18 protein-coding genes and 7 pseudogenes are annotated in these 25,949 nt (G+C 56.2%); 23 read left to right on the top strand and 2 right to left on the bottom strand.

Translation table 11 applies throughout. The features are described 5' to 3' along the window. The first annotated feature begins 7 nt into the window (after positions 1 to 7). From N7E01_RS00910 to N7E01_RS00875, 8 genes and pseudogenes are all read left to right on the top strand, one after another. Positions 8 to 268, top strand: a complete 261-nt coding sequence (locus tag N7E01_RS00910; RefSeq protein ID WP_289174126.1) for a sulfurtransferase TusA family protein — start codon at positions 8 to 10, stop codon at positions 266 to 268. A 149-nt stretch (positions 269 to 417) separates the two neighbouring features. Continuing rightward, positions 418 to 672 carry a 30S ribosomal protein S16 gene (rpsP, locus tag N7E01_RS00905; RefSeq protein WP_289175863.1) on the top strand — a complete coding sequence of 85 codons (255 nt, stop codon included), beginning with the start codon at positions 418 to 420 and terminating at the stop codon, positions 670 to 672. 32 nt (positions 673 to 704) lie between these two features. Beyond that, positions 705 to 1,340 (top strand): ribosome maturation factor RimM, encoded by a 636-nt coding sequence (rimM, locus tag N7E01_RS00900; protein WP_289174124.1) that lies wholly within the window; start codon positions 705 to 707, stop codon positions 1,338 to 1,340. A 15-nt stretch (positions 1,341 to 1,355) separates the two neighbouring features. Next, positions 1,356 to 2,146 (top strand): annotated as a pseudogene (gene trmD, locus N7E01_RS00895) (tRNA (guanosine(37)-N1)-methyltransferase TrmD). A gap of 155 nt (positions 2,147 to 2,301) precedes the next feature. Then, on the top strand, positions 2,302 to 3,051 hold the full coding sequence (locus N7E01_RS00890; RefSeq protein ID WP_289174123.1) for a hypothetical protein: 750 nt from the start codon (positions 2,302 to 2,304) through the stop codon (positions 3,049 to 3,051). A 132-nt stretch (positions 3,052 to 3,183) separates the two neighbouring features. Beyond that, entirely contained in the window at positions 3,184 to 4,704 is a 1,521-nt protein-coding gene (gene istA, locus N7E01_RS00885) for an IS21 family transposase (protein WP_289173100.1), read from the top strand. Beyond that, positions 4,691 to 5,431: an IS21-like element helper ATPase IstB gene (gene istB / locus N7E01_RS00880; protein ID WP_289173101.1), complete on the top strand. Its 741-nt coding sequence runs from the start codon at positions 4,691 to 4,693 to the stop codon at positions 5,429 to 5,431. Before istA ends, istB begins: the two co-directional genes overlap by 14 nt. A 97-nt stretch (positions 5,432 to 5,528) precedes the next feature. Then, entirely contained in the window at positions 5,529 to 6,038 is a 510-nt protein-coding gene (locus tag N7E01_RS00875) for a hypothetical protein (protein WP_289174121.1), read from the top strand. A 99-nt stretch (positions 6,039 to 6,137) separates the two neighbouring features. Here the strand turns inward: N7E01_RS00875 and N7E01_RS00870 are convergent, their stop codons facing one another. Together N7E01_RS00870 and N7E01_RS00865 are read right to left on the bottom strand one after the other, a co-directional pair. After that, positions 6,138 to 6,905, bottom strand: coding sequence for an SIR2 family NAD-dependent protein deacylase (locus tag N7E01_RS00870; RefSeq protein WP_289174119.1), 768 nt, complete (start codon positions 6,903 to 6,905; stop codon positions 6,138 to 6,140). 478 nt (positions 6,906 to 7,383) lie between these two features. Beyond that, positions 7,384 to 10,233: a valine--tRNA ligase gene (locus tag N7E01_RS00865; protein WP_289174117.1), complete on the bottom strand. Its 2,850-nt coding sequence runs from the start codon at positions 10,231 to 10,233 to the stop codon at positions 7,384 to 7,386. A 244-nt stretch (positions 10,234 to 10,477) separates the two neighbouring features. Here N7E01_RS00865 and ndk point away from each other — a divergent pair, with 244 nt between their 5' ends. The 15 genes and pseudogenes from ndk to N7E01_RS00790 all read left to right on the top strand — a co-directional run bounded on the left by ndk (position 10,478) and on the right by N7E01_RS00790 (position 25,876). Then, positions 10,478 to 10,903 (top strand): nucleoside-diphosphate kinase, encoded by a 426-nt coding sequence (gene ndk / locus N7E01_RS00860; RefSeq protein ID WP_093971304.1) that lies wholly within the window; start codon positions 10,478 to 10,480, stop codon positions 10,901 to 10,903. A gap of 32 nt (positions 10,904 to 10,935) precedes the next feature. Further along, positions 10,936 to 12,093 (top strand): dual-specificity RNA methyltransferase RlmN, encoded by a 1,158-nt coding sequence (gene rlmN, locus N7E01_RS00855; RefSeq protein ID WP_289174111.1) that lies wholly within the window; start codon positions 10,936 to 10,938, stop codon positions 12,091 to 12,093. After that, complete coding sequence (locus tag N7E01_RS00850; protein ID WP_289174109.1) at positions 12,090 to 12,596, top strand: helix-turn-helix domain-containing protein; 507 nt, start codon at positions 12,090 to 12,092, stop codon at positions 12,594 to 12,596. Before rlmN ends, N7E01_RS00850 begins: the two co-directional genes overlap by 4 nt. Positions 12,597 to 12,626: 30 nt before the next feature. Next, entirely contained in the window at positions 12,627 to 13,919 is a 1,293-nt protein-coding gene (gene ispG / locus N7E01_RS00845) for a flavodoxin-dependent (E)-4-hydroxy-3-methylbut-2-enyl-diphosphate synthase (RefSeq protein WP_289174107.1), read from the top strand. A gap of 25 nt (positions 13,920 to 13,944) precedes the next feature. Then, positions 13,945 to 15,233: pseudogene (gene hisS / locus N7E01_RS00840) on the top strand (histidine--tRNA ligase). 6 nt (positions 15,234 to 15,239) lie between these two features. Then, the gene (locus tag N7E01_RS00835; RefSeq protein WP_289174105.1) at positions 15,240 to 15,872 is read left to right on the top strand and encodes a YfgM family protein; all 633 of its coding nucleotides are present in this window, start codon (positions 15,240 to 15,242) and stop codon (positions 15,870 to 15,872) included. A gap of 3 nt (positions 15,873 to 15,875) precedes the next feature. Then, positions 15,876 to 17,026: pseudogene (gene bamB / locus N7E01_RS00830) on the top strand (outer membrane protein assembly factor BamB). Beyond that, a complete protein-coding gene (gene der / locus N7E01_RS00825) occupies positions 17,023 to 18,459 on the top strand; it encodes a ribosome biogenesis GTPase Der (RefSeq protein WP_289174103.1) in 1,437 nt (478 codons plus the stop codon). The pseudogene bamB and the gene der overlap by 4 nt, the downstream one beginning before the upstream one ends. Next, positions 18,460 to 19,529 (top strand): annotated as a pseudogene (gene hisC, locus N7E01_RS00820) (histidinol-phosphate transaminase). It abuts the gene before it with no gap. Between the two features lie 109 nt (positions 19,530 to 19,638). Continuing rightward, positions 19,639 to 19,877 (top strand): annotated as a pseudogene (gene hfq / locus N7E01_RS00815) (RNA chaperone Hfq). A gap of 75 nt (positions 19,878 to 19,952) precedes the next feature. After that, the gene (hflX, locus tag N7E01_RS00810) at positions 19,953 to 21,050 is read left to right on the top strand and encodes a GTPase HflX (RefSeq protein WP_289174101.1); all 1,098 of its coding nucleotides are present in this window, start codon (positions 19,953 to 19,955) and stop codon (positions 21,048 to 21,050) included. Next, positions 21,025 to 22,339, top strand: a pseudogene (gene hflK, locus N7E01_RS00805) (FtsH protease activity modulator HflK). Before hflX ends, hflK begins: the two are co-directional and overlap by 26 nt. 14 nt (positions 22,340 to 22,353) lie before the next feature. Then, positions 22,354 to 23,244: a protease modulator HflC gene (gene hflC, locus N7E01_RS00800; RefSeq protein ID WP_289174099.1), complete on the top strand. Its 891-nt coding sequence runs from the start codon at positions 22,354 to 22,356 to the stop codon at positions 23,242 to 23,244. Positions 23,245 to 23,337: 93 nt separating this feature from the next. Continuing rightward, positions 23,338 to 24,516: an ATP phosphoribosyltransferase regulatory subunit gene (locus N7E01_RS00795; RefSeq protein ID WP_289174097.1), complete on the top strand. Its 1,179-nt coding sequence runs from the start codon at positions 23,338 to 23,340 to the stop codon at positions 24,514 to 24,516. A gap of 65 nt (positions 24,517 to 24,581) precedes the next feature. Further along, a pseudogene (locus N7E01_RS00790) lies at positions 24,582 to 25,876 on the top strand (adenylosuccinate synthase). Positions 25,877 to 25,949 lie beyond the last annotated feature (73 nt).

The following is a 25,949-nucleotide window of genomic DNA, read 5'->3' as shown; positions in this document are numbered from 1 at the left end:
GGGTTTTATGTCTGACCTTTACTCTGATACAACTTCGTTCCCTGCTTTCGACCTTGAGGTCGATGCTTCTGGGTTAAAATGCCCGCTGCCTATTCTGCGGGCCAAGAAAGCTTTGGCACAGCTGCAAAGTGGCCAGGTGCTGAAGGTTGTCACAACCGATGTTAATGCGGTTCGCGATTTTCAGGCGTTTTGTCGTCAAACCGGCAATGCGCTGGTGGCGCAGCTCGAGCAGTCGGGTAACGTCGTGCATTTTATGGCGCGGCGTTAAGCGAAAGGTTATTACCCATATTTTTTGTTTTGTCAGGCCACGTGTGGTTTTCTGATAAATTTTTTGGCGGATTCGGCACAAGGTTTGCGTTTCGCAACTGTAAGGTGCTAGAATCTTTTGTTTTCCACAACATTTTCAAAGGATTACCTATGGTGGTGATTCGTCTGGCCCGCGGTGGCTCGAAGAAACGTCCGTTTTACAATCTTGTTGCTGCTGATTCGCGTAACCGTCGCGACGGCCGTTTTATTGAACGCGTCGGCTTTTACAACCCGGTTGGTGGCGAAAACCAGGAAACCCTGCGTATTGCGCTCGACCGCGTTGAATACTGGACAAGCAATGGTGCGCAATTGTCGCCCGCAGTTGCTCGCCTGGTTAAAGAATACTCGGCCAAAGTTGCTGCTTGATTGCAGCACCATGCCGCGCACAGCCTGAAGTCATGAGCGACAGCGCTTCAAACGGCGCACCTGTTGGCAACTCTTTGCCTCAAGATCTTGTTGAAATCGGCAGGGTTTTAGGGGCGTACGGTGTCAAGGGTTGGGTCAAGATCCAGCCCTATTCGGCTGATGCGGCTGCGTTGCTGACGGCACGCCAGTGGTGGTTAAAAGCGCCCGTTCCTCCTGGGAAATCGGGCGCTTTGTCACATCCGCAAATAACGCGCGTTGTTTCTGCCAAAAAGCACGGCTCGGCGGTTGTGGCTCAACTCGCCGTCATCCCTGATCGTGACCGGGCCGAGGCGTCCAAAGGCTATACCATCTGGGTGCCGCGCGCCAGTTTTCCGAAGGCCGATCCTGACGAGTTCTACTGGGTCGATCTTGTTGGCTGCCGCGTCATGGGTGTTGATGGCGAAGGGAACTCGGCCCTGATCGGGCAGGTCATGGAAGTGTCAGATAATGGCGCTCACGGCCTGTTGCACGTCGCCCGTGCTGAAGACGATGGGCAGGGTGGTCTTGCATTGCTGCTTAACGAAAAAGGTCGTACCCAGGAAGTGCTGGTTCCCTTTGTCGAGGCACACGTCCATAACGTTGATCTGTCCAAAAAATTGCTGGAAAGCAACTGGCCTGTTGATCTCTGATCACGCTATTGGCTGATGCGTTTCGATATCATCTCGCTTTTCCCTGATATGTTCCCGGTTGTACGTGACCTTGGGGTTACTGGCCGTGCGCATCGCCAACAGCGCTGGTCCCTCGGGTTGTGGAATCCGCGCGATTTCACGCACGACGTTCATCGCACGGTAGATGATCGACCCTACGGGGGTGGTCCCGGAATGGTAATGCTGGCCGATCCGTTGGAACAGGCAGTGGGCGCCGCTCGTAACGCACGTGCCGAGCCCAACGCGAATGTTATTCTCATGAGCCCGACAGGGCGCCGTTTCAATCAGGCCGTCGCCGAAGAACTGGCCGCGGGTTCGGGGGCCATCATTGTGTGCGGTCGCTACGAAGGGGTCGACCAGCGATTTATTGATCGTTGCGTAACCGATGAAATTTCGTTGGGTGATTTTGTTCTGTCGGGGGCGAAATCGCTGCGCTGGCCATCATGGATAGCGTCATCCGGCTTTTACCCGGCGTATTGAATACGGCAGATTCTGCATTGCAGGACTCGTTCAACGACACGCTCAGTGGCTTGCTCGACAGCCCGCATTACACACGTCCTGAAGTCTATCAAGGCGAGCCTGTACCCGAAGCCTTGCTCTCGGGCCATCATGCCAATATTGCGGTCTGGCGACGCCAGCAATCGCTGAAGTTGACCGCACAGCGGCGCCCGGAATTGATCGAGCGGGCGCGGGCGGCGGGGAAATTGACGAAGGCTGATGAGGCTTTTTGCGAACGTTGGAGTAGGGCGGCGCGTATTTCCGCGAACTCGCCCGGCTCTTTCGGCTGAAATTTCAGCTGCGAAGGGGTGGTTTGCCGCAGTGATACGCAATTCCGACCTTGTGCGCTGCTTGTATCACTGGGGGCAAGCGCGATAATGTCATCCGGTTGACTCTTCAGATGATACCGAACAATTCTTTCTGCCGCAGGCAATTTGTGGCAGCTATGATGCAATCAATCCTTGGCCCATTAGGCCTGATCATCAAGACAATTCTTCTCAGCCTGACTCTTGTGTTGGCAGGCTGTTCGTCAACCTATACTTCAGACGATTTCATTGCCTCCGGAAATGATCGCAACCAGCCATGCGGTGATCGTGTTTCCAGCTACAGTGCGGCCCTCTACACAGACAATGTGTCTAAAAAGCAGGTCTCCGACGAAACCATGGCGGCTGCCCTTCAGGGGTTGCGGGCCGTGGTGCCGGGGTGCAACAACTATGAATTCGGACACGCTTTTCACGACGTGACTTACAGCCTGGATAATGCGATTAGTGCACTGTCGGAAGTGAATGCCGAGTTCGTTGGGAAAAACAGAATTTCAACGGTCCAGGCCTTGGTAGATCTTTTGCTGGCCTACGCCAACAGAAGGCCTTTGATACCTGTGTTTATCCGTGGCTCTACGGTTACCCATCTTGCCAAAATTGATCCCGTGCTTGCAAAACGGTTGTTTCAACTGGGCCTTGAGCGTGGGTTCTGGAGCGAACATGAGTTTAAATACCTGTCGGTTTTCATGAGCGAGAGGGTGTTGTCCGGCATGGATGACCGCTTCATCGAAGTGCGTAAGATAACCCTTCAGGCATACGAAAAAGCGGGTAAGGCTGCGGGGCGAGGCTCCTGCTTCGCTCCTCAATGTACCAACGTGCCGGCTTACCGGCGAGCCCTGCTTAATGCATTTCAAGAGCTGGGTTTTGGTTGTTAATGGCCAATTAAACTGACCCAGTTATGGCCAACAATTTTGACCCACCTGCCGGTGGCTGCGAGGCCACGAAACATGTAGCGTTCCTGCCCATAGATCAAGGGCAACGGGAGCGCGGTAGTGAAGGAGTGGGTTGTGATTCACAAGATTAAAGGGCTGTATGACCAGGGCAATGGCATGTCGATCCGTGGCATCAGTCACGAGCTAGGGATTTCGCGCAATACGGTGCGCAAGTATTTGCAGATGGAAGAAACGCAGATCAGCATCCTTCAAGAGGATCGGTCGCGGCATAAACGTCTGGACGCGCATCGGGACTTTCTGATCCATCAGCTTCAGCATTTTCCCCAGCTGAGTGCGGTCAAGTTGGCGCGTCGGCTACAGCAACGTGTGGGCGAGTTGGGCGTGTCGTCGCGCAGCATTCGTCGCTACGTGCAGGCGTTAAAAGAACTCGTCGCCACAGGCCAGGCCCGCTATTACGAACCCGTGCTGCAATTGATGCCCGGCATCCAGTGCCAGGTAGATCCAGGTGAACTGCGTGGCGTTCTTGTGGGTGGGCAAGAACGAACCGTGTACTTTGTGGTGTTCGTGCTCTCCTGCTCGCGCTTGATGTATGTCGGTCTCTCATTCAAGCCACTGAACACCACAGCCTTCATTCAATTGCATGATGAGGCCTTTCGTTACTTCGGCGGTGTCACCGAAGAATGTGTGTATGATCAGACCAAGCTCGTCGTGCTCAGCGAGCAGTATCGCGAATTGACAGTTAACCAGCGCTTCCATGAGTTTGCCACCATGGCAGGATTCCGCATCCATGCCTGCGAGGGTTACGACCCCGAGAGCAAAGGCAAAGTAGAAGCAGGCGTGAAATACGTTAAGCAGGATTGTTTTTATGGTGAGGAGTTTGCCAGCGAACAAGCACTGCGTGAGCATGTCCAACGCTGGCTTGATCACGTGGCCAATGCCCGTGTTCATGGCACGACAGGGCGAGTGCCTCGAGCACACTTTGAAGATGAAGAACGTCAGCACCTTCGTCCTTACCTATCCCCCGCCAGCCTGACCACTGGGGCGGTCAGCGTTCAAACACGGCGCGCCGACAAGACAGGCCTCATCTCATGGAAGTCGACCAAGTACTCCGTGCCCATGGCTTGGCAGCAGTCCAACGTCGGTGTGTGTGAACAAGACGATGGGTTGAGGATCACTGACCTTGCAACAGGCGAAACGATTGCTGTGCACGCGGTGTGTTCTGAGCGGGGCCGGATCGTCAAGAATAGTCACCATTACCGGGACCATGCTCAGCGTATCAGCGACCTGGAACAGGCGATTATGAGCATGATGCCAACGGACACAGCCCTGGCATTATGTGCGGTGCTCAAACGGACATCCCCACGAATCTATAGGGACCAGCTCGTCGCAGTGCGTTCGCTGTTGCAGGCCCATATGCCGCTGAATATGACCTTGATCACCGGCCTGTCGCAGCGCCATGAGCTGACGGCCAGTCTGCTTAAGCGTTATCTGCAAGCGAATGAGCAGGCCCGACAACGCGGGCGCATCGTCGATCAGCCGATGTCTGGTCAGTCTTGGTTCGAACCTCTGGATCTGGGTGCCTACGCCCTTGTTGGCCATTCTGCTGGACAGGAGATGACCCATGAGCCAGCTTGAGCACACCAGCGCACAATATCGCAGCTTACGTTTAAGCGCCATCGGCCGTGACCTTGTGGGTCTGGTCTCGCAGGCCGAGGCCAATGACCTGTCACACTTGAGCTTCGCCCAGATGCTGGCCGAGCACGAAATTGCCGAACGCACCCGCAGCCGTATCAGTCGCCACCACCGCCAGGCCGGTCTACCCTTGGACAAGCATCTGGAGGACTTCGACTACCGCCATCAGACCACGATCACCAAGCGTCAGGTCAATGCGTTGCTGGACTTCGGGTTTATCGATAATCGCGAGAACGTGGTCTTCATCGGCCCGCCCGGTGTGGGCAAGACCCATCTGGCCATTGGGATTGGCCAGAAAGCGATCCAGGCGGGCTACAAAGTGTTATTCCGCACCGCGCTTGATCTGGTGGAAGACTTGGAGCTGGCCGAGATGAAAGGCGAGCTCAAAAAACGGATCAGCCAGCTGGCCAAATTCGATATGTTGATCATTGATGAACTCGGCTATTTACCCATGACGGCTCAGGCCCGGTTCAACTTGTTCCAGCTCGTGAATGCGCTGTACGAGTACCGATCCATCATCCTGACCACCAACAAAGACTTCACCGATTGGGGTGAGTTCTTCCATCACGATAACGTGGCCATCCCGATCATTGACCGCGTTATCCATCACTCAAACATCTTTATGCTGGGAGGCGAGAGCTACCGACTGAAGCAGAAAACATCCAGTTAACAAACAATGGGTGGGTCAATTTTATTGGCCAAAAGTGGGTCAAAAATAATGGCCATTGACATTTGGTAACAGCACACGGGTTGCGGTCTTGCAGTCAATGCTGAAGCAAGATAACACCCACAATGAACGCCAGCAGCGCAATGCAGGTCTGCCCGCTTCGGCATCACCGAGTGGTACGGCAGCCAACACTGTTTCAGAGCCTTCTGCAGACTCGAAGACAGCGGGTAGGCCGGTATGTAACGGTAACTTTGCCTACCTTGATCCACGCCTTCCAAAGTATCGCGATCCAATTCTGGCCAACCTTCGTATCCAGATAGTGTCCAACACCATGGCCAAAGAGGCTGCAAATACCAATGTTAGGCAGATCATTCAGTCGCATGAAGAGACTGCGCGTCAGGCCGCCGAAACGGCGAATTCAACATTCGGTGGTCCAGGTCAGAGCACAATCCAGCTGGCTGACAGTGAAACCTTGAGTCTTGACTGGCGGTGCCAGGGTATCCACGGTGCAGCAGTGTGTACCTATATTGCGAATACCTGGGCGGCCATGATGTACCGCGAGCTGGCGATCATGCGCAGTGTCTGTACGGCCAAAGGTCAAGGCGACTAGCATCTGTGGCTTTGTAAACCCCGGCATGTCTGGCCAGGCACCGTCCCAACGGGTGGGAAAACCGCTGTCGGGTGCTCATATGTTCTACCGCACGGGTCGTCACAAACCCTTCAGTAACTGATCAAAAAATTGTCCAGCCCCATTGGCGAACGTCCAGTTGGCGTTTTCCATGGCTGGCACCGGGTTAACTTCCACAACCTTTGCCCCGGCTCGTTTCGCTTTTCGAGGAATTTCTGCAGCCGGCATCACCACGCCTGAAGTTCCTGCGACAAATAGCAAATCACAGGTTTTGGCGGCTTTAAATGCCGAGCTCAGCGTTGTTTCGGGAAGCGACTCGCCAAACCAGACGACACCCGGTCGTATCAGGCCATCGCACTGAGTGCATTTGGGCGGATCTACCCGTCGACCATCCTCGGGCTCATTGGGGATGTCCGGTGGTAACAGGTGCGGGCGATGACAGCTGAAGCAGCGTGGCTTATCAAGTCGGCCATGCAGGTGACTTACCGATATGCTGCCAGCGCGCTCATGAAGGTCATCCACATTTTGGGTGATCAGTGTCAAGGCAGGCACATGCTTTTCCAGCCGGGCAATCGCCATGTGCGCGGCATTGGGTTGAGCCTGCAGTATTTTCATGCGTCGCCATTCATACCACCCCCACACCAGCGCGGGATCTTTTTTAAAGGCTTCGGGGCTTGCCAGGTTTGCCGCGTTGAAGCGTTCCCATAAGCCTGTCAGCCGATCACGAAACGTAGGAATGCCGCTTTCCGCAGAGACACCGGCCCCTGTGAAAACGACCACGTGTTTTGAGTTTTTCAGGGTTGAGAAAAGGTCTTCGGGAATGTGCAGAGGGGAGGGCGAGTTGATCATGTAATGGGTAGATCCGGAAAGTCATTGGTGAACGGCGGGTTGACTGAATCTACGTTCAGCACCCATTCCAAGTCTGGGTGCCAGATCAGCCATACCACTCATTGATTTATTTTTCCAACAACCTGATATATTTTTCCAACAACCCCAACCCGGTGTTGGTGCGGGTGTCCGGGTCCGGAGGGTTTTGCGCTCGCCGTCGCACGTGCGTTAGTCGGGGATAAAGGGCGCGGTGTTTGAGCGGGCGTTTTCGACCAGCCGGTGGCTGGTCGATCCGCGAGTTTAGCGCCCGCCCCGGCTAACGTACGGGCGACGGGAAGCCCGAAGGGCCGGGCGCGTGACCCGTAGTACCCGGACACCTGCGACAGCACCGCGCATTGATTACAAGCAAAACGCCAACACCGCGCATCGACAAACAAACACACGCGCAGTACAGCACCATACCCAACATCCGTACCGCACCCGGGCAAACATCACCCCGTTACTTCAGCTTGTCAAACTGCTCCCGCACCTTGGTCAGTGTCTCGGAAAACTGCGCGACCCGCGCTTTTTCCTGTTCAACAACCGCCGTCGGCGCCTTCGCCACAAACCGCTCGTTCGACAGCTTCGCGTTCGCCTTCTCGATCTCGCCGACCAAACGCTCAATTTCCTTACCCAGCCGCGCACGCTCAGCCACCACATCGATTTCAACCTTCAGCATCAGCTCGGTCGTATCCACCACCTGAACCGGCGCACCCACATCAGGCAACTGATCAACGATCTCAACCTCGCTGAGCTTGGCCATAGCCGCCAGGTAGGCACCATTGCGGGACAATGTCGCCGCATCACCGCGCGCCACCAGAGGTACACGTTGTGCCGGCGACAGGTTCATTTCGCCGCGCAGCGCACGAACAGCCTCGACCTGTGCCTTCAGTTCAGCCACCTGAGCTTCGGCGGTCTCATTGACAAGAGCAGCAGTTGCAACCGGGTAGGGCTGAACGCTGACGCTGGTGACATCAGTTTCCTTGCGGCTGCCGGCCACAACAGAAACCTTCTGCCACAGCTCTTCGGTAATGAACGGAATGATCGGATGCGCCAGGCGCAACACCGTTTCCAGAACACGAATCAACGTGCGACGTGTACCCAGTTGTTGCGCTGGCGTGCCTGTTTGCAGTTGCACCTTGGTCAACTCCAGGTACCAGTCGCAGTACTCGTCCCAGATGAAGTGATACAGCCCGTTGGCAATGAAATCGAAACGATAGTCGCCAAAACCACGTTCAATATCACTTTCCAGGCGTTGCAGACGACTGAGAATCCACTGGTCAACAAATGAAAGCTCGTCATTGCCCGTGCCGCTCAGGTCGTGCCCCTCGGTATTCATCAGTACAAAGCGCGTCGCATTCCACAGCTTGTTGCAAAAATTGCGGTACCCCTCGCAGCGCTTCAGGTCGAAGTTGATGTTGCGGCCCAACGTGGCATAGGCCGCCATCGTGAAGCGCAGTGCATCAGTACCATAGGCCGGGAAGCCGTCGGGGTAATCCTTGCGGGTTTTCTTTTCAATGGAGGCCGCAGCACGCGGGTTCATCAGGCCGCTGGTGCGCTTGGCCACCAAAGACTCAAGATCAATGCCGTCGATCAGGTCGACCGGGTCAATCGTGTTGCCCTTGGACTTGCTCATTTTCTTGCCTTCCATGTCGCACACCAGGCCGTGCACATAGACGGTTTTGAACGGGACCTGGCCGGTCATATGCATGCTCATCATGACCATGCGGGCCACCCAGAAGAAAATGATGTCAAAGCCGGTGACCAGCACGCTGGACGGCAAATAACGGGCCAGGTCAGGTGTTTGTTCAGGCCAGCCCAGATCAGTAAAGGGAACCAGCGCCGACGAGAACCAGGTGTCCAGCACATCGTTGTCGCGGTTCAGCGGGCCGTTGACGCCAGCGGCGCGGGCTTTTTCAAGGGCCTCGGCCTCATTGCGGGCCACGAAAATCTGGCCGTCTTCGCTGTACCAGGCTGGAATCTGGTGCCCCCACCACAACTGGCGCGAAATACACCAGTCCTGGATCTTTTCCAGCCATTGGTTGTAGGTTGTCGTCCAGTTTTCAGGGCAGAACTGCACGCGGCCGTCTGCGACGACCTCAAGGGCGACCTCGGTGATGCTCTTGCCGGGGTGGATGGTGCCTTCGGGGGCCGGTTTGCTCATGGCCACGAACCACTGGTCGGTCAGCATGGGCTCGATCACGGTTTGGGTGCGGTCACCGCGTGGCACCATCAGTTTGTGTGGTTTGACCTTGCGCAACAGCCCCTGGGCTTCCAGGTCGGCCACGATGGTCTTGCGCGCCTCGAAGCGGTCAAGGCCCTGATATACAGCAGGTGCATTTTCATTGATTTTGGCGTCAAGCGACAGAATGCTGATCTGCGGCAGGCTGTGACGCTGGCCAACCGCATAGTCGTTGAAGTCATGGGCAGGGGTCACCTTGACCACACCGGTGCCGAATTCGCGGTCGACGTAATCGTCGGCAATGACGGGGATCTGGCGGTTGCACAAGGGCAGGTGAACAAACTTGCCAATCAGGTGGGCGTAGCGTTCGTCTTCAGGGTGAACCATCACGGCCACGTCGCCCAGCATGGTTTCCGGACGTGTGGTCGCCACAACCAGGTGGGTGACACCTTGCGCGGGTTCCACCAGCGGGTAGGCGATTTCCCACATGAAACCATCTTCTTCCTCGCTGACCACCTCAAGGTCGGACACCGCCGTACCCAGAACCGGATCCCAGTTCACCAGGCGTTTGCCGCGGTAGATCAGGCCTTGTTCGAACAGGCGTACGAAGACTTCGACCACGCCGCGTGACAGATTGTCGTCCATGGTGAAATATTCACGGGCCCAGTCGGCCGACGAGCCCAGGCGGCGGAACTGCTCGGTAATGGCATTGCCTGATTTGTTCTTCCAGGCCCAGACAGTTTCAAGGAACTTTTCGCGACCCAGGTCGTGGCGGCTGATGTTTTGCGCATCAAGCTGACGTTCAACCACGATCTGGGTGGCAATGCCGGCGTGGTCGGTACCCGGGATGAATACGGTGTCGTCGCCGCGCATGCGGTGGTAGCGCACCAGCCCGTCCATCACGGTCTGGTTGAAGGCGTGCCCCATGTGCAGCGTGCCGGTCACGTTGGGTGGCGGGAACTGAACCACAAACGGTTCGCTGGTGTGTCCGGCGGCAGGCGTCACGTGCTGGCCACCTTTGAAATAACCGCGGGATTCCCATTCGGCATACCAGCGAGCCTCGAGGGCCTCGGGTTCAAAACTTTTGGGAAGCGCGTTGGCGTCCGGGGTTGCTGCGTTGGATGTCATAAGAATTCTTGCGTGTGTCAATAAAAAAGCTCGCTGTCTGAACGAGCCCGGGACCCGTCTGATTTCAGCAGGCCAGGAAACACATCATTTTAAGATGAGGAAAACCCGCCATTTTAAGATGTGGATTGGGCAAACAGAAGCTGCAGAATGCACAAACAGGCATGTTAAAATGAGCGGTTGACAAAAACTTTCGAAAAGTTCTTGTTTTTACTAAGAAAAACTTTCCTTTCAATTTGGATATTTTATGGCAATCGAACGCACCCTCTCTATTATCAAACCCGATGCAGTCGCCAAAAACGTCATTGGCCAGATCGTCGCCCGCTTCGAGCAAGCTGGCCTGAAAGTCGTTGCTGCCCAGCTCAAGCAGCTGTCGCGCGCCGAAGCCGAACGCTTCTACGCTGTTCACGCCGCACGTCCTTTCTTCAAAGATCTGGTTGATTTCATGGTCTCCGGTCCTGTTTTTGTTCAGGTTCTCGAAGGCGAAAGCGCCATCCAGAAAAACCGTGACCTGATGGGTGCCACCGATCCCAAGAAAGCAGAAGCCGGCACCATCCGCGCCGATTTCGCTGACAGCATTGATGCCAATGCCGTTCACGGTTCCGACGCCCCTGAAACTGCCGCCGTTGAAATTGCTTTCTTCTTCCCCGAAAGCAACATCCACAGCCGTTAATTTGCTCTGCGGGCCCTCCTGGGCCCAATCTCATGACTGAAACTACCGAAAAAATCAATGTGTTGGGCCTGACTGCTACCGAGCTCACCGACCTGGTCGGTCGATGGGGCGGCAAGCCGTTTCGTGCCCGTCAACTGATGCGCTGGCTGCACCAGCGCAGTGCCGGTTCTTTCGACGTCATGACCGATCTGGCGCGCGATTTTCGCCGCCAGCTCGAACAGCACTGCTGCATTGTTGCACCACCGGTGCAAACCGAACAGTTTTCTTCCGACGGTACCCGTAAATGGTTGTTTGACGTCGGTAACAATAATGCGGTCGAAGCGGTGTTTATCCCCGAAGATGATCGCGGCACGCTGTGTATTTCCAGCCAGGCTGGCTGCACGGTGGCTTGTCCGTTCTGCTCAACCGGCTATCAAGGCTTCAACCGTAACTTGTCCGCCGCCGAAATCGTGGGTCAGTTGTGGCACGCCAAGCGCGTGCTTGAAGCCAATCTCGACAGCGCCCGCATTGCGGGTACCGCCGCATCCGAACCACCTGGCCGTGTTATCACCAATGTCGTGTTCATGGGCATGGGCGAACCCTTGCTTAACTACGATAATGTGCTGGCGGCGGTACGCATTTTGCTTGATGACAATGCCTATGGTTTGTCTCGTCGGCGCGTAACGGTCAGTACCTCAGGGGTTGTTCCTTTTATCGACCGACTGGCCCAAGATTGTCCGGTCGCTTTGGCCGTATCCTTGCATGCGCCCAACGACACGTTGCGCGACCGTCTGGTTCCGCTCAATCGCAAATATCCCTTGAAGGAACTGCTCGACGCCTGCAACCGTTACCTGCAGCATGCGCCGCGCGATTTCATCACGTTCGAATACATCATGCTTGACGGGGTCAACGACACTGACCAGCACGCCCGCGAACTCATCCAGATCGCGCGTCAGGTACGGTGCAAGTACAACCTGATTCCGTTCAATCCCTTTCCCCAGTCAGGCTTGCGTCGCTCTTCGGCTGCGCGTGTCAGGCTATTTTCGCAAATTCTTGTCGACGCTGGTATCGTTACGACCGTACGTAAAACACGTGGCGACGATATCGCGGCGGCTTGTGGCCAGTTGGCAGGTGAAGTCAAAGACCGAACCCGCATCGAAGAACGCTTACCTCATCGCGCCACCATACCCATCAAACAGGAGCACGCATGACCCCGCCTTTGCTCAAACAACAGGCCGATGATGCCTCGGTTGTCAATTTGCGCGATGGCGTCGGTGCCACGCTCAAGGCACTGCGTCAGGCCCGGCGCGTCACGTTATCTGAAGTCTCGACCCGTCTGAAGTACTCGGCACGTCAGTTGCAGGCCCTTGAAAACGAACAGTGGGCTGATCTGCCGTCGGGTTTGCCGCTGCGGGGGCTGGTCAAGAACTATGCCCGTTTTCTCGAGGCCGATGTCGATGCCATCATGACGATGCTGGGTAATCAAACGGGTGAAGCCGCTACGCCAAAAGTCAGTATTTCACCAGTCAATACCGGCCCCGAGTTCACGCCAACCGATCTGCCGGTACAGTCCGAGAGCGGTGGTTTTTCGTGGGTATGGTTTATTGTCATTCTGCTGGTTATTGTGGCTGCAGCGTTCTATGCCATTGATCGCGGCTGGTTGCCCGAATCATGGCTGGTTTTCGAATGGCTGCGTCCCTCTGCCAATCCCTAACTCCTCTTTGTGTCGCCTTGACCTGCAACAATGAAGCAAAACGATTCTCAGTCCGTTAATCCCGACGGTTCTTTGGCAGTTGGTGCGGCTGCTCGTCGTCAAACCCGCCAGGTTTCGGTGGCCTGGGGCAATCATGCTGTCAAGGTTGGGGGCGGGGCACCCGTCATGGTGCAGTCCATGACCAACACCGACACCGCTGATCCCATCGCTACCGCCATACAGGTCAAGGAATTGGCCCTGGCGGGCTCCGAGGTCGTGCGTATTACGGTCAATACACCCGAGGCCGCGGCTCAGGTGCCCGCCATCCGCGATCAACTCGATCGCATGGGGGTGGCTGTCCCGCTGGTCGGTGACTTTCATTACAACGGGCACAAGCTGTTGACCCAGTTCCCCGAGTGCGCGCAGGCGTTGTCCAAATACCGGATCAATCCGGGCAATATGGGCGCGGGTAACAAGCGTGATGATAATTTCGCACAAATGATCGAGGTGGCGTGCCGTTATCAGAAACCGGTACGTATTGGTGTCAACTGGGGCAGTCTTGACAGCCAGCTGATGGCCCGCATGATGGATGAAAACAGTCGCCGGCCTCAGCCCTGGCCTGCCCAGGCGGTCATGCGAGAGGCCTTGGTCGTTTCTGCGATCACCAACGCACTACGTGCCGAAACCATGGGTTTGCCTGGCGATGCCATTGTGTTGTCGTGCAAGGTCAGTCATGTCCAGGACCTTATTACGGTGTATCAAGATCTGGCGTCGCGTTGCGATTATCCGTTGCATCTTGGTCTTACCGAAGCCGGCATGGGAAGTAAAGGTATTGTGGCGTCTACGGCCGCGCTTGCCGTTTTGCTGCAGCAGGGTATTGGTGACACCATCCGCATTTCGCTTACCCCAGAGCCCGGAGGTGATCGCACGCGCGAAGTGGTTGTGGCGCAGGAAATCTTGCAAACCATGGGGTTGCGTGCGTTTACACCCATGGTGGTTGCCTGTCCCGGCTGCGGGCGCACCAGCAGTACCGTTTTCCAAGAGCTCGCCGACAGTATTCAGCAGTTCTTGCGTCAGCAGATGCCGGTCTGGAAGACCCGTTATCCCGGCGTAGAGTCCATGAACGTGGCTGTGATGGGGTGTGTCGTGAACGGCCCTGGTGAAAGCCAGCATGCCGATATCGGTATCAGTTTGCCGGGTACCGGCGAAATACCCTCGGCACCGGTTTATATCGACGGACGCCGCACGGTGACCCTGAAGGGTGATACCATCGCCAGCGAATTCCAGGCTATTGTCGAACGTTATGTTCACGAAAGGTTTGGGGCGTCTGACAAGGCCGCCTGATCCGTTTCGAAATCAAAGAGTTTTTATGTCGCAGTCGTTCAAGAAAGTTCATGCCATCACCGGCATGAAAGACGTTTTACCCGAAACCAGTGCCCACTGGGAAAGTCTCGAAGAAATTGTTCGCCAGTGGCTTGCCGCCTACGGCTATCGCAATATGCGTGCGCCCGTCCTCGAGCATACCCGTCTGTTCACCCGGGGGATCGGCGAAGTTACCGACATTGTCGAAAAAGAAATGTATTCATTCACTGATGCGTTGAATGATGAGCACCTGACCTTGCGCCCCGAGTTCACTGCGGGTCTGGTGCGGGCCACGATCGAGCATAATCTGCTCTACGATCGGCCCCAGCGGGTATATTCCATGGGGCCAGTGTTTCGCCACGAAAAACCCCAGCGTGGTCGTTATCGCCAGTTTCATCAAATTGATGTCGAGGCGTTGGGCTTTGCCGGGCCCGATATTGATGCCGAGCTTATCATCATGCTGGCCAGGCTCTGGAAAACGCTTGGGCTGCAGCATGTGCGCCTTGAACTGAACTCGCTCGGTCAGCCGGCCGAGCGTGCTGCACATCGCGAAGCACTGGTGCGCCATCTCGAGGCCAATATCGATGTGCTCGACGATGAGGCTCGTCGCCGCATGCATACCAATCCGTTGCGCGTGCTCGACACCAAAAATCCAGCCATGCAGGCCATGGCGAACGCGGCGCCTAGCCTCTTTGATTTTCTGGGTGACGAGTCCCGTGCGCATTTCGACGGGGTCTGTCAGCGGCTCGCCGATGCCGGTATCAGTTACACATTGAATCCGCGCCTGGTGCGTGGTCTCGATTACTACAACTCGACCGTTTTTGAATGGGTGACTGACCAGCTCGGTGCCCAAGGCACGGTATGTGGTGGTGGTCGCTACGATGGTCTGATCGAGCTGCTGGGTGGCAAGGGGCTCCGGCCGTTGGCTTTGCCATTGGTATGGAGCGCTTGCTTGACCTCTGGGGTCAGTGCCAGCCGCAGCCGCCGGCGCCCGAGTGCCAGGTCTACATGATTCATCAATCCGATGCGGCGCAGCGTATGTGTGCCACCTTGGCCGAGCAGTTGCGTGATGCTGGTCTGAGCGTCATTGTTCACGCCGGGTCTTCGGGTTTCAAGTCACAGTTCAAGCGTGCTGATTCGAGTGGAGCGCAAGTGGCGGTGATTGTCGGTGAAGACGAGTTGCGTAATGGCGTTGTCAGCATAAAATGGCTGCGCGCAGAGTTGGCCACGGAAGGGGCCCAGCAAGAGTCGGTTCCCGTGGGCCGCCTGGTAGATGCACTGAAACAAAAGGTATAAGAAAGCATGGCATACGATCTTGAAGAACAGGAAAAGCTTGATGCAATCCGGCAGTGGTGGGAACGCTACGGCACGTTGATTGTGACTATTTTGGCCGTCCTGGCCTTGTCGTTTGCCGGCTGGCGTGGCTGGCAGTGGTATCAGGGGAATCAGGCGGCGCAAGCCATGGGCTATTTTGAGGCGCTCGAGGCGGCGGCAACTCAGCCTGACGAAAATGCACTGGGCCGTATCAAGGCCGCCAGTCAGACCCTGCGTGATGACTTCGCATCGTCGGGTTATGCCTCGCGTGGCGCACTTGTCGCCGCACAGGTGCTGGTGCGTGAAAAAGATTACGATGGCGCTCGCGCCCAATTGCAGTGGGTGATTGATAAAAGCAATGATCAGGCGCTGATTCCGCTGGCGCGTTTGCGTCTGGCCGGCATCTTGCTCGAGCAGGGCGCACCTGACGATGCCTGGAAGCTCGTCGCCGATGGTCCGGAAGCATTTGCGGCGCTGTATGCCGATCGTCGCGGCGATATTCTTGTCGTCCAGGGCAAAAAATCAGAAGCCAGGGTCGAGTGGGAAAAAGCGCTCAAAGCCTTGGGCACTGATCCGATCACCCAGATTATCCAACTCAAAATTGACGCACTCGGAGTCTGATACATGAGCAAATTCTTGTCCCGTCGCCTGAAGTTCGCTGCTGTTGCCCTGGGCGTATCCGTTCTGGCTGGTTGTTCGTGGCTTTCTCCCAAAGATCTGCGTTTTGAGCCTGTCGCTTTAACGGAATACCCTGCCGGAGTTTCGGCCTCAACCCTGTGGTCCGTCAACATTGGTAGTGGTCAGGGCCCGGGGTTTATCCCTGCTGTCGTGGGTGACTCGGTTTATGCGGCTGCGCCCAATGGTGCTGTAATCAAGACCAGTCTGTCCGGTGGTGGGGCCTTGTGGCGCGCCAACGCGGGTACCGCGCTTTCTGCGGGTGCAGGCTCAGACGGTACGATTACGGCGGTTGCGGGTCCTGACGGCACGGTGGTGGCTTTTGATGATCAGGGTAACGAGAAATGGCGTGCCCAGGCCTCCAGCGAAGTGTTTGTTCCGCCCGCTGTCGGCGCCGGTGTCGTGGTGGTTCGCAGCAGCGATTATCGGATCCAGGCATTTGATGCCCAATCGGGCGATCGTCTCTGGTCCGTACAGCGGCCGGGTCCGGCGTTGGCACTCAAAACCAGCATGCAGATGCTGATCATTGACGGGGTGGTCATTTCCGGTCTGCCCAACGGTCGCCTGATCGTCATTGATGCCCAGAATGGCGCCGTCCAGTGGGAGGGTACGGTATCCAGCTCGCGCGGTGCCACTGATCTTGAGCGCATCAACGATGTGGTGGGCCTGCCGCAAACCCAGGGGTCGTTGTTGTGTGGTGCGTCATACCAGGGGCGTATCGTATGTTTTGATATCGCCCAGGGCGGTATTCCCGTTTGGGAACAGCCGTTCTCGACCACAAAGGCATCACAACCGACAGCAGTCAGGCCTATGGCGCGGGTAATCGCGACGTAGTGCATGCCTTTGCCCTGGTTGATGGTGAAGAGCGCTGGCGCCAGGATGGTTTGCGTAATCGACGTCTGTCGGGTCCGGCCGTTGTTCCTCAGGCGGTAGCCTTTGGTGATTACGACGGTTTTGTTCATTTCTTGTCGCGCTCCGATGGCCGGTTGCTGGGTCGTATCCAGACTGGTGGCGGTGCGATAGTTTCCCCTGGTTGCCACCCCCGTGGTGTACTCGTACAAACGGGTAATGGCAATCTGGTATTGGTTGGTGTCAATTGAAAACTGTTTCTTACAAGCCTGTCGTGGCCCTGGTGGGCCGCGCGAACGTGGGTAAGTCCACCCTGTTCAACCGGCTTACCCGTTCTCGCGCGGCGCTCGTTGCCGATTTTTCGGGTTTAACCCGCGACCGTCACTATGGTGAGGGTCGTGTTGGCAAGTATCCGTTCCTGGCCGTCGATACGGGTGGCTTCGAACCCGTGGCCAAAGAGGGAATCGTGGCCGAAATGGCCCGGCAAACCCAGCAGGCCATTGCCGAGGCTGATGTTGTTATTTTTCTGGTCGATGCTCGCGCGGGTATCAATGCGCACGACCACGAAATCGCCCGTTTGCTGCGCCGTTCCGGGCAGCGTGTTTTCCTGGCTGTCAATAAGGCCGAAGGCATGCGCAACAGCGGGGCCATGGCCGAGTTCCACGAACTCGGTCTGGGTGAACCGTACCCCATCTCGGCTTCTCACGGTGATGGCGTTGTCGATCTTATCGAGCATGCACTGTCATTTCTTGATGACATCGAATCCGACGACGCGCTGGACACCGGTGAAACGGTGTTTGAGGGTGACGGCAGCGAACCCGACCTGTCCTCAACCGAATCCGATGAGGCCGAGGCCGCTGATGCGCCCGTCGAACATCGTATCAAGCTTGCTATTGTCGGGCGCCCAAACGTGGGCAAGTCTACGCTCATCAATACATTGTTGGGCGAAGAACGCGTGATTGCCTTCGACATGCCGGGTACCACCCGCGATGCCATCGAAATTGAATTTGAACACGAAGGTGTGCCTTACACCTTGATCGATACGGCTGGCTTGCGTCGTCGTGGCAAGGTCTTCGAAGCTATCGAAAAATTCTCGGTTATCAAAACGTTGCAGGCTATCGAAGCCTGTAACGTGGTCGTACTGATGCTGGATGCTCATGCCGAAATTTCTGACCAAGACGCGCATATTGCGGGTTTTGTCGTTGAAACCGGCAGGGCGCTGGTCGTGGCCATCAATAAGTGGGATGGTCTGAACGCCGAACAGCGTGATCGCATCAAACGCGACTTTGAGCGCAAAATGCGTTTTCTGTCCTTTGCTCAAATGCATACGATTTCGGCGCTCAAGGGCAAGGGCATTCAGCCGCTGATCAAGTCCATTCGTGCGGCCCACGCGGCTGCGTTTGCGCGCTTGTCAACGCCAAAACTGACGCGTGTTCTGCTGGCTGCCGTCGAGCAGCAACAGCCCCCACGCAAAGGTATTTTTCGCCCCAAAATGCGGTATGCCCATCAGGGCGGGCAAAATCCCCCACTTATTATCATCCACGGTAATGCGCTGGATGCCATTCCCGATTCTTACCGTCGCTATCTTGAAACCCGTTTCCGCTCGGCCTTCAAGCTTGAAGGAACGCCGCTGCGTATCGAGTTCAAGTCATCTACCAACCCATTTATTCAGAAGGGGGCCTGATTGAGCCGTTTCTGGAGTGATCATGTCGCCGGGCTGGCCCCTTATGTACCGGGTGAACAGCCTAAAATTCTTGACCTGCTCAAGCTGAATACCAACGAGCATCCGTGGGGCCTTCCCCATTGGCCATAAAGGCCATGCACGATGCGGCTGATGAGCGGCTCCGTCTGTATCCTGATCCCGAATCGACGGCTTTGCGCGAAACGCTGGCACGACATCATGGGGTACAGCCCGAGCAGGTGTTTGTGGGCAATGGTTCCGATGAGGTGCTGGCTCACGTTTTCAACGGTTTGTTCCGCCATGCCGGGCGTCCCTTGCTGATGCCTGACATTACTTATAGTTTCTATAAAACCTATTGCCGCCTGTTCGATGTCCCGGTCGAACTGCAGCCGCTGGCGCATGATTTTTCAATTGATGTGGGTGATTACACCCGCAAACGGGATGTGTTGCCGGCCGGCATCATTTTTGCCAACCCGAATGCGCCAACCGGCATTGCAATGGGGCTAGATCACATCCGCGACATTGCACGCGCTAATCCCGATATCGCCGTCATCGTTGATGAGGCTTACATCGATTTTGGGGCTGATTCTGCGGTTTCCCTGATGGCCGGGCACGACAATATTGCCGTCATTCATACGTTTTCAAAATCACGATCACTGGCAGGCTTGCGTGTCGGTTATGCGATTGGCAGTCCGGAAATCATTCAGGCTCTGGTCCGGGTAAAAGACAGCTTCAACTCGTACCCGCTTGATACCGTGGCTCAGGCGGGTGCCATTGCGTCCATCAACGACCACGATTACTTCCGTCGTGCTTGTCAGGCGATCATTGATGCGCGTGAGGTGTTGGTGACTGATTTGACTGCACTCGGGTTTCAGGTGTTGCCAAGTCAGGCCAATTTTGTGTTTGCCCGTCATCCGGCGCATGATGCTTCGGTTCTGGCCCAAGGTCTGCGCGAGCAACGTATTTTAGTGCGCCATTTCAGCCAACCGCGGGTTAATGAATTCCTGCGTATTACTGTGGGTACCCCGCAGGCCGGCGAACGTTTATGTCAGGCGCTGGCTACTTTGGTTTAAGCGCATAATTTGCACATATTTGTGGTATCGCCGTGGCGAAATGCGGGGAAACCCTGTAAAGTAGCCCTTTGAAGTTTTTATCCAGAACAACACAATTGGAGCTAAGCCAATGAGCAATAAAGGGCAAACATTACAAGACCCTTTCTTAACGCGCTGCGTAAAGAGCACGTCCCCGTATCCATTTACCTGGTAAATGGCATCAAGCTGCAAGGGCAGGTCGAATCGTTCGACCAGTACGTTGTGCTGCTGCGCAATACTGTTACTCAAATGGTTTACAAGCACGCCATTTCCACCGTTGTTCCTGCGCGTCCGGTCAATCTTCAGCTCGATGACTCCTCGTCCGACTGATTCCGCCGCCGATTTTGTTTTTGTGCTGCCCGCCGCGCCTAGTGCGCCGGCGGGCAGTTCGTTTTTCAGGCATACATGAAAGCTTTAGTTATAAGCGTCGATTTGGGTAACCCCGACTTTCAAGCGCATTCCGCCGAGTTCATCATGCTGGCGGAAGGGGCTGGCGCCGATATCGTCTGGCATCTGGTGGCCCGTCGTCAGCGTCCTGACGCGGCGTATTTCATTGGTAAAGGCAAGCTCGAAGAAGCCAAGCTGATTGCCGATGAGCAGGCCGCAGATATTATCTTGTTTGACCAACCCCTCTCGCCGGCGCAGCAGCGCAATATCGAGCGTCATCTGAATCTCAGGGTGGTTGATCGGGTTGCCTTGATTCTCGATATTTTTGCGTTACGTGCAAAAAGTCACGAAGGAAAACTGCAGGTTGAACTTGCTCAGTTGCAGCATTTGTCGACACGGCTGACACGCCTCTGGACTCACCTTGAGCGTCAGCGCGGGGGTATTGGTATGCGCGGGCCCGGTGAATCACAGCTTGAAATGGACCGGCGCATGATCGGTGCCAAAGTCCGGTTATTGCGTGAACGCCTCGATAAGGCCCAGCGCCAGCGCACTACGCAGCGCCGGTCGCGCATGCGGGGCGGCATCATGTCGGTTTCGCTGGTAGGTTATACCAACGCGGGCAAATCCACCTTGTTCAATGCGCTGACACGCGCGGGTGCCTATGCGGCAGATCAATTGTTTGCCACACTGGATACAACCACCCGAAAATTATGGATTGACGGAGCGGGGCAGGTGGTTATTTCGGATACGGTCGGATTCATTCGCGACTTGCCGCCCACGCTTATCGCAGCATTTCGGGCCACCCTTGAAGAAACGGTTCAGGCCGATTTGCTGCTGCATGTTGTCGATGCGTCCAGTCCCCAGCGCGATGAGCAAATCCTTGAGGTTCACAAGGTGCTGGACGATATCGGGGCCGGTGATATCCCGAGAATCATGGTCTACAACAAAATCGACGAGGCCGGATACGAGCCGCGGGTAGAGCGTGATGAACATGGTACCATTGTGCGCGTATTCGTTAGTGCTCTGACGCGGGCGGGCCTGGATGGCGTGCGTCAGGCGATTGTTGAATCAGGTCAGGTCGCAGGAAATAATGCGTTTAATGTCGAAAATATATAACTTGAATGATCCCGGCTGGGGTCGTGGCAAAGGGGCTCCGAGCCGCCACGTCAACCCAATGACAATCAGGGCAACAATGGCGGTCCTCCCGACCTCGACGAGGTTTGGCGCGATTTCAATAATCGTGTCGGTTCGTTGTTCGGCAAGAAAGGTCGCCGCGGTGGCGGTGGCTTCGATGGCGGAGGCGGTACGCCGGTGCAGTTGCCCAAGGGCTCTCCCAAATTGTTTATCGGCGGCCTGGTCGTTTTGTTGCTGCTTTGGCTGGCCAGTGGTTTCGTCATTGTTCAGGAAGGTCAGGTGGCGGTTGTCACCAAATTCGGCAAGTACACGAAAACCCTGAACCCGGGTTTGCAGTGGCATTTGCCATATCCTATCGAAGAAAATCAGGTCGTCAACATTTCACAACTGCGTACCTTTGAAGTCGGTTTTCGTGGTTCGGCCCGTAACAAGGTACTACCCGAATCATTAATGCTGACGACCGACGAGAATATCGTGGATGTGCAGTATGTTGTGCAGTATCGCCTCATGCCGAATGGTGCGCCCGATTATCTGTTTAAAACGGTAGACCCCGACGAGTCGGTCCGCCAGGCTGCAGAAACGGCCATGCGTGAAGTCGTGGGTAGTCAGCCGATGGATTCCGTGCTGTATTCGGCGCGTACGCAGATTGCTGCCGACGTCCAGCGGATTGCCCAGGAAATTCTCGATCGTTATCAAACCGGTATCCAGGTCAGTACAGTGGCTATCCAGAACGTTCAGCCCCCGAGCAAGTACAGGCGGCGTTTGATGATGCCGTCAAGGCCGGCCAAGACCGCGAGCGTCAGATCAACGAAGGTAATGCCTACGCCAGCGGCGTTATTCCCCAGGCACAGGGTCAGGCTGCCCGTCTGATTCAAGAGGCAGAGGGTTACCGCGTTGCCGTTGTCAGTCGTGCCGAAGGGGAAAGCGCCCGTTTTTCAAGCATCGAGGCCGAATACGCCAAGGCGCCTGCAGTCACGCGCGAGCGCATGTACCTGACCGCCATGCAGTCCATCTACGAGAAAGCGGGCAAGGTGTTCATTGACAGCGAAGCGAGCAGCAACATGCTGTATTTGCCGCTGGACAAGATCATGCAGCAGGCGGCGCGCACGCCCGATGCCGCAACCCAGGCGGCGGCTTCATCTGCAGCCTCGCCTGCGGCACCGGCAGCGGCGCCGTCGCGTAACAGCGGTGCATCCAATACTTCCAGCACTAACAACAGTCCGTATGGCGGGGCTGCGGGTTCGCTTCTGTCGAATCCCTATTCGCGCTAAAAGGGCTTACCATCATGCAACGTTTCTTTCCCTATCTTGTTGGTCTGGTCATTTTGCTGGCCGTCGCTTCCTCATGTGTTTTTGTGGTTCGCGAACGCGATGCCGCGCTGGTTTTTGCGCTTGGCGAAGTGCGTGAAACACTGGTTGAACCGGGCTTGTATTTCAAGCTGCCCCCACCTTTTGAAAATGTCGTCAAGCTTGATCGCCGTCTGCAAACCATTGAGTCGCGCGATCCCGAGCGCATCCAGACTGCTGAAAAGAAGAACCTGCTTATTGATTCATACGTCAAATGGCGTATTGCCGACCCGCGTCTGTACTACGTTACGTTTGGCCTGAACCGTCGTGCGGCCGAAGAGCGTCTCAGCGCCCAAATCCGTGATGCGCTTAACGCTGCAGTTAACGTACGTACGGTGAAGCAGGTAGTCTCCAGCGAGCGCAGCGACATCATGCGCGAGGTGTTGGTCAACGTTGATCGTCGTGCACAGCCGTTGGGTGTGGAGGTCGTTGATGTTCGCCTGATCCGTATCGATTTTGCCCCTGAAATTTCTGAATCGGTTTACCGTCGTATGGAAGCCGAGCGCAAGGAAGAAGCCAACCGTCTTAGGGCCACCGGTGCTGCTGACAGCGAGCGTATCCGCGCGCAAGCCGACCGGGAGCGCCAGGAAATCGTTGCCAGGGCCTATGCCGATGCCCAGCAGATCAAAGGTCAGGGCGATGCCCAGGCTGCAGACCTGTATGCCAGAGCCTATGGTCGCAATCCTGACTTCTACTCGTTCTACAAGAGCCTGGAAGGGTATCAGGCCGCGTTTGCGAATACCAACGATACGTTGGTGCTGAGTCCCAAGTCCGACTTCTTCAGGTTCTGGTCTGACGCATCGGGTAAAACGCGCTACAATACGCCGTAAGTTGAAATACTTCCGCAAGCGACTTGGCGGGCTTACGCCCCAAGTCGCTTTTTGTTTGTTTGCTTGCTTGTAAACAGTTTTCAGGTCTGTCGCATGTCCAAATGGTTATTGCCAGAACATCTGGCTGATATCCTTCCCGCTGAAGCGCGCCGCATCGAAGAGTTGCGGCGTCAGTTACTCGACCTTTACCGTACGCACGGCTTCGAGCTCGTGGCGCCGCCATTGGTCGAATACCTCGACTCCCTGCTTTCGGGCTCGGGTAGCGACCTTAATTTACGTACCTGCAAGCTGGTTGATCAGTTGTCGGGGCGAACCTTGGGCGTGCGCCCCGACATTACGCCGCAAGTATCCCGCATTGACGCCCACTTGCTGAACCGCGTGGGTGTCACCCGGCTTTGCTACTGCGGCACGGTCTTGCATGCCCGGCCTGCCGACTTGCTCTCCGATCGCGAATTGCTTCAGATCGGGGCCGAAGTTTTTGGTCACGAGGGCGTCGAAGCCGACATTCAGGTGATCCAGCTGGCAGTCGAGTCCGTGCACACGGCGGGTGTTAAAGATGCCCGTATTGATCTGAATCACCCCGGTATATTCCGTGCCATTATCGATGCTGATCCGGCGCTGGCAGATCCCGATCTTCAGGCCGAACTGTCAGACATGATGGCCTCAAAAGATGTCTCGGGTATTCAGCGCCTGTGTGCTGCCCTTGACGGTATTCGGCCCGATACCGTTCAGGCGTTGCAGGCATTGCCCCGTTTGTACGGTACTACCGATGTGCTCGATGCTGCGGTCAGTCAGTTGCCCCGATTGCCTGCCGTGTTCAAGGCGATTGCCGACCTGAAGGCATTGGTTGTGGCATTGCCCGACTATGCCTTCAGTATCGATCTGGCCGATGCAGGCGCCGGTTATGCCTATCATTCCGGTGTGGTGTTTTCTATTTATGCGCAGGGCTGGCATGATGCCCTGGTGCGAGGTGGTCGTTATGACGGCGTTGGCAAGGCCTTTGGTCGTGTGCGTCCGGCCACAGGCTTCAGTCTCGATCTTCGCAAACTTTCATCCGGGCTTGGCGCACCGCCGCTGGCCCGGGCCATTCAGGCGCCATGGGGTACCGAAGACGGGCTGGTTCAGGCCATTCGTCAGCTGCGTCAGGCTGGTGAAATTGTTGTGCAAGTGCTTCCGGGCCAACCGCACGCCCTTGACGAGTTCCAGGTCGATCGTGAACTGGTGCTGCACGAGGGGCAGTGGGTCATTCGAGCGATTTCCGCCGGGGCATAAGCCTGCCGGGTCGCATGGGTTAACCAAATAGTTGTTGTACAGACTAGCTTTTTCCAATTCGCAACATGAGCAAGAATATCGTGGTTATCGGCACCCAGTGGGGTGACGAAGGCAAGGGCAAGATCGTTGACTGGCTGGCCGAGTCTGCCCAGGGTGTCGTACGTTTTCAAGGCGGTCACAATGCCGGTCATACGCTCTGGATTAATGGCACCAAGACAATTTTGCGTCTTATTCCGTCGGGCATCATGCACCCCGGGTTAACCTGCTACATCGGTAACGGTGTGGTGTTATCCCCGAAGCCTTGCTGAAAGAAATCGTCGAGCTTGAAACCGCCGGTCTTGATGTTCGTTCGCGCTTGCAGATTTCTGCGTCGTGCCCGTTGATTCTTCCCTATCACATTGCCGTTGATCAGGCGCGCGAGCGTCGCAAGGGTGATGGCAAAATCGGTACGACGGGTCGGGGTATCGGGCCTGCGTACGAAGACAAGGTTGCCCGTCGCGCTATTCGTGTGCAAGACCTCTATAACCCTGCCGTATTCGACGAAAAACTCGCCGAAGCACTTGATTATCATAATTTTGTCCTGACCCAGTATCTGGGTGCGGAAGCTGTTTCCGCCAGCCAGGTGCGTGATGAAGCCATGGCGCTGGCGGCCCAGATCGAGCCCATGGTGGCTGACGTGTCCCATAATCTGAATCTGGTTCGCAAGGCGGGTGGTCGCTTGTTGTTCGAGGGTGCGCAAGGTGCGTTGCTCGATATCGACCACGGTACGTATCCGTTCGTTACCAGCAGCAACTGCGTGGCAGGTGCTGCGGCCGCGGGTGCGGGTGTCGGTCCCCAGGCGCTTGAATATGTGCTGGGTATTGCCAAGGCTTACACAACGCGGGTAGGCTCGGGCCCGTTCCCCACCGAACTGCACGATGACATTGGTTCGCATCTGGCCAAAGTTGGCAAAGAATTTGGTTCGGTCACCGGGCGTCCGCGTCGTTGCGGCTGGTTCGATGGCGCAGCCATGAAACGTTCGGTCATGATCAACGGCATTTCGGGTCTGTGCATTACCAAGCTTGACGTGCTTGATGGTATTGAAACCCTCAAAATCGGTGTGGGTTATCGTTATAAAGGCCAGTTCCTTGATGTGCTGCCGTGCGGCGCCAGCAATGTAGCTGAAGCCGAGCCGGTTCTCGAAGAGATGCCCGGCTGGACAGAGTCAACAGTGGGTATTACCGAGTACGACAAGCTGCCGGTCAATGCGCGTCGTTATCTCGAGCGCATTGCCGAAGTCTGCGATGTGCCTATCGACATGGTCTCCACCGGCCCCGATCGCCTCGAGACTATCGTGTTGCGTCATCCGTTCAACGGTTAATCGCATAAAACAAGGCCCCGGTACTGTGTTGTACCGGGGCCTTGTTTTTTTGTGCGGCTTTTCGTTGCGGCGA

Source organism: Neopusillimonas aromaticivorans (genome assembly GCF_030344915.1).
Taxonomy (GTDB): domain Bacteria; phylum Pseudomonadota; class Gammaproteobacteria; order Burkholderiales; family Burkholderiaceae_B; genus Neopusillimonas; species Neopusillimonas aromaticivorans.
This window is presented reverse-complemented; position numbering and strand designations above follow the sequence as displayed.

Coding starts and splice junctions, on each gene's coding strand:
- N7E01_RS00910 (WP_289174126.1), top strand. CDS start 8: ATGTCTGACCTTTACTCTGATACAACTTCGTTCCCTGCTTTCGACCTT.
- rpsP (WP_289175863.1), top strand. CDS start 418: ATGGTGGTGATTCGTCTGGCCCGCGGTGGCTCGAAGAAACGTCCGTTT.
- rimM (WP_289174124.1), top strand. CDS start 705: ATGAGCGACAGCGCTTCAAACGGCGCACCTGTTGGCAACTCTTTGCCT.
- N7E01_RS00890 (WP_289174123.1), top strand. CDS start 2,302: ATGATGCAATCAATCCTTGGCCCATTAGGCCTGATCATCAAGACAATT.
- istB (WP_289173101.1), top strand. CDS start 4,691: ATGAGCCAGCTTGAGCACACCAGCGCACAATATCGCAGCTTACGTTTA.
- N7E01_RS00875 (WP_289174121.1), top strand. CDS start 5,529: ATGCTGAAGCAAGATAACACCCACAATGAACGCCAGCAGCGCAATGCA.
- N7E01_RS00870 (WP_289174119.1), bottom strand. CDS start 6,905: ATGATCAACTCGCCCTCCCCTCTGCACATTCCCGAAGACCTTTTCTCA.
- N7E01_RS00865 (WP_289174117.1), bottom strand. CDS start 10,233: ATGACATCCAACGCAGCAACCCCGGACGCCAACGCGCTTCCCAAAAGT.
- ndk (WP_093971304.1), top strand. CDS start 10,478: ATGGCAATCGAACGCACCCTCTCTATTATCAAACCCGATGCAGTCGCC.
- rlmN (WP_289174111.1), top strand. CDS start 10,936: ATGACTGAAACTACCGAAAAAATCAATGTGTTGGGCCTGACTGCTACC.
- N7E01_RS00850 (WP_289174109.1), top strand. CDS start 12,090: ATGACCCCGCCTTTGCTCAAACAACAGGCCGATGATGCCTCGGTTGTC.
- ispG (WP_289174107.1), top strand. CDS start 12,627: ATGAAGCAAAACGATTCTCAGTCCGTTAATCCCGACGGTTCTTTGGCA.
- N7E01_RS00835 (WP_289174105.1), top strand. CDS start 15,240: ATGGCATACGATCTTGAAGAACAGGAAAAGCTTGATGCAATCCGGCAG.
- hflX (WP_289174101.1), top strand. CDS start 19,953: ATGAAAGCTTTAGTTATAAGCGTCGATTTGGGTAACCCCGACTTTCAA.
- hflC (WP_289174099.1), top strand. CDS start 22,354: ATGCAACGTTTCTTTCCCTATCTTGTTGGTCTGGTCATTTTGCTGGCC.
- N7E01_RS00795 (WP_289174097.1), top strand. CDS start 23,338: ATGTCCAAATGGTTATTGCCAGAACATCTGGCTGATATCCTTCCCGCT.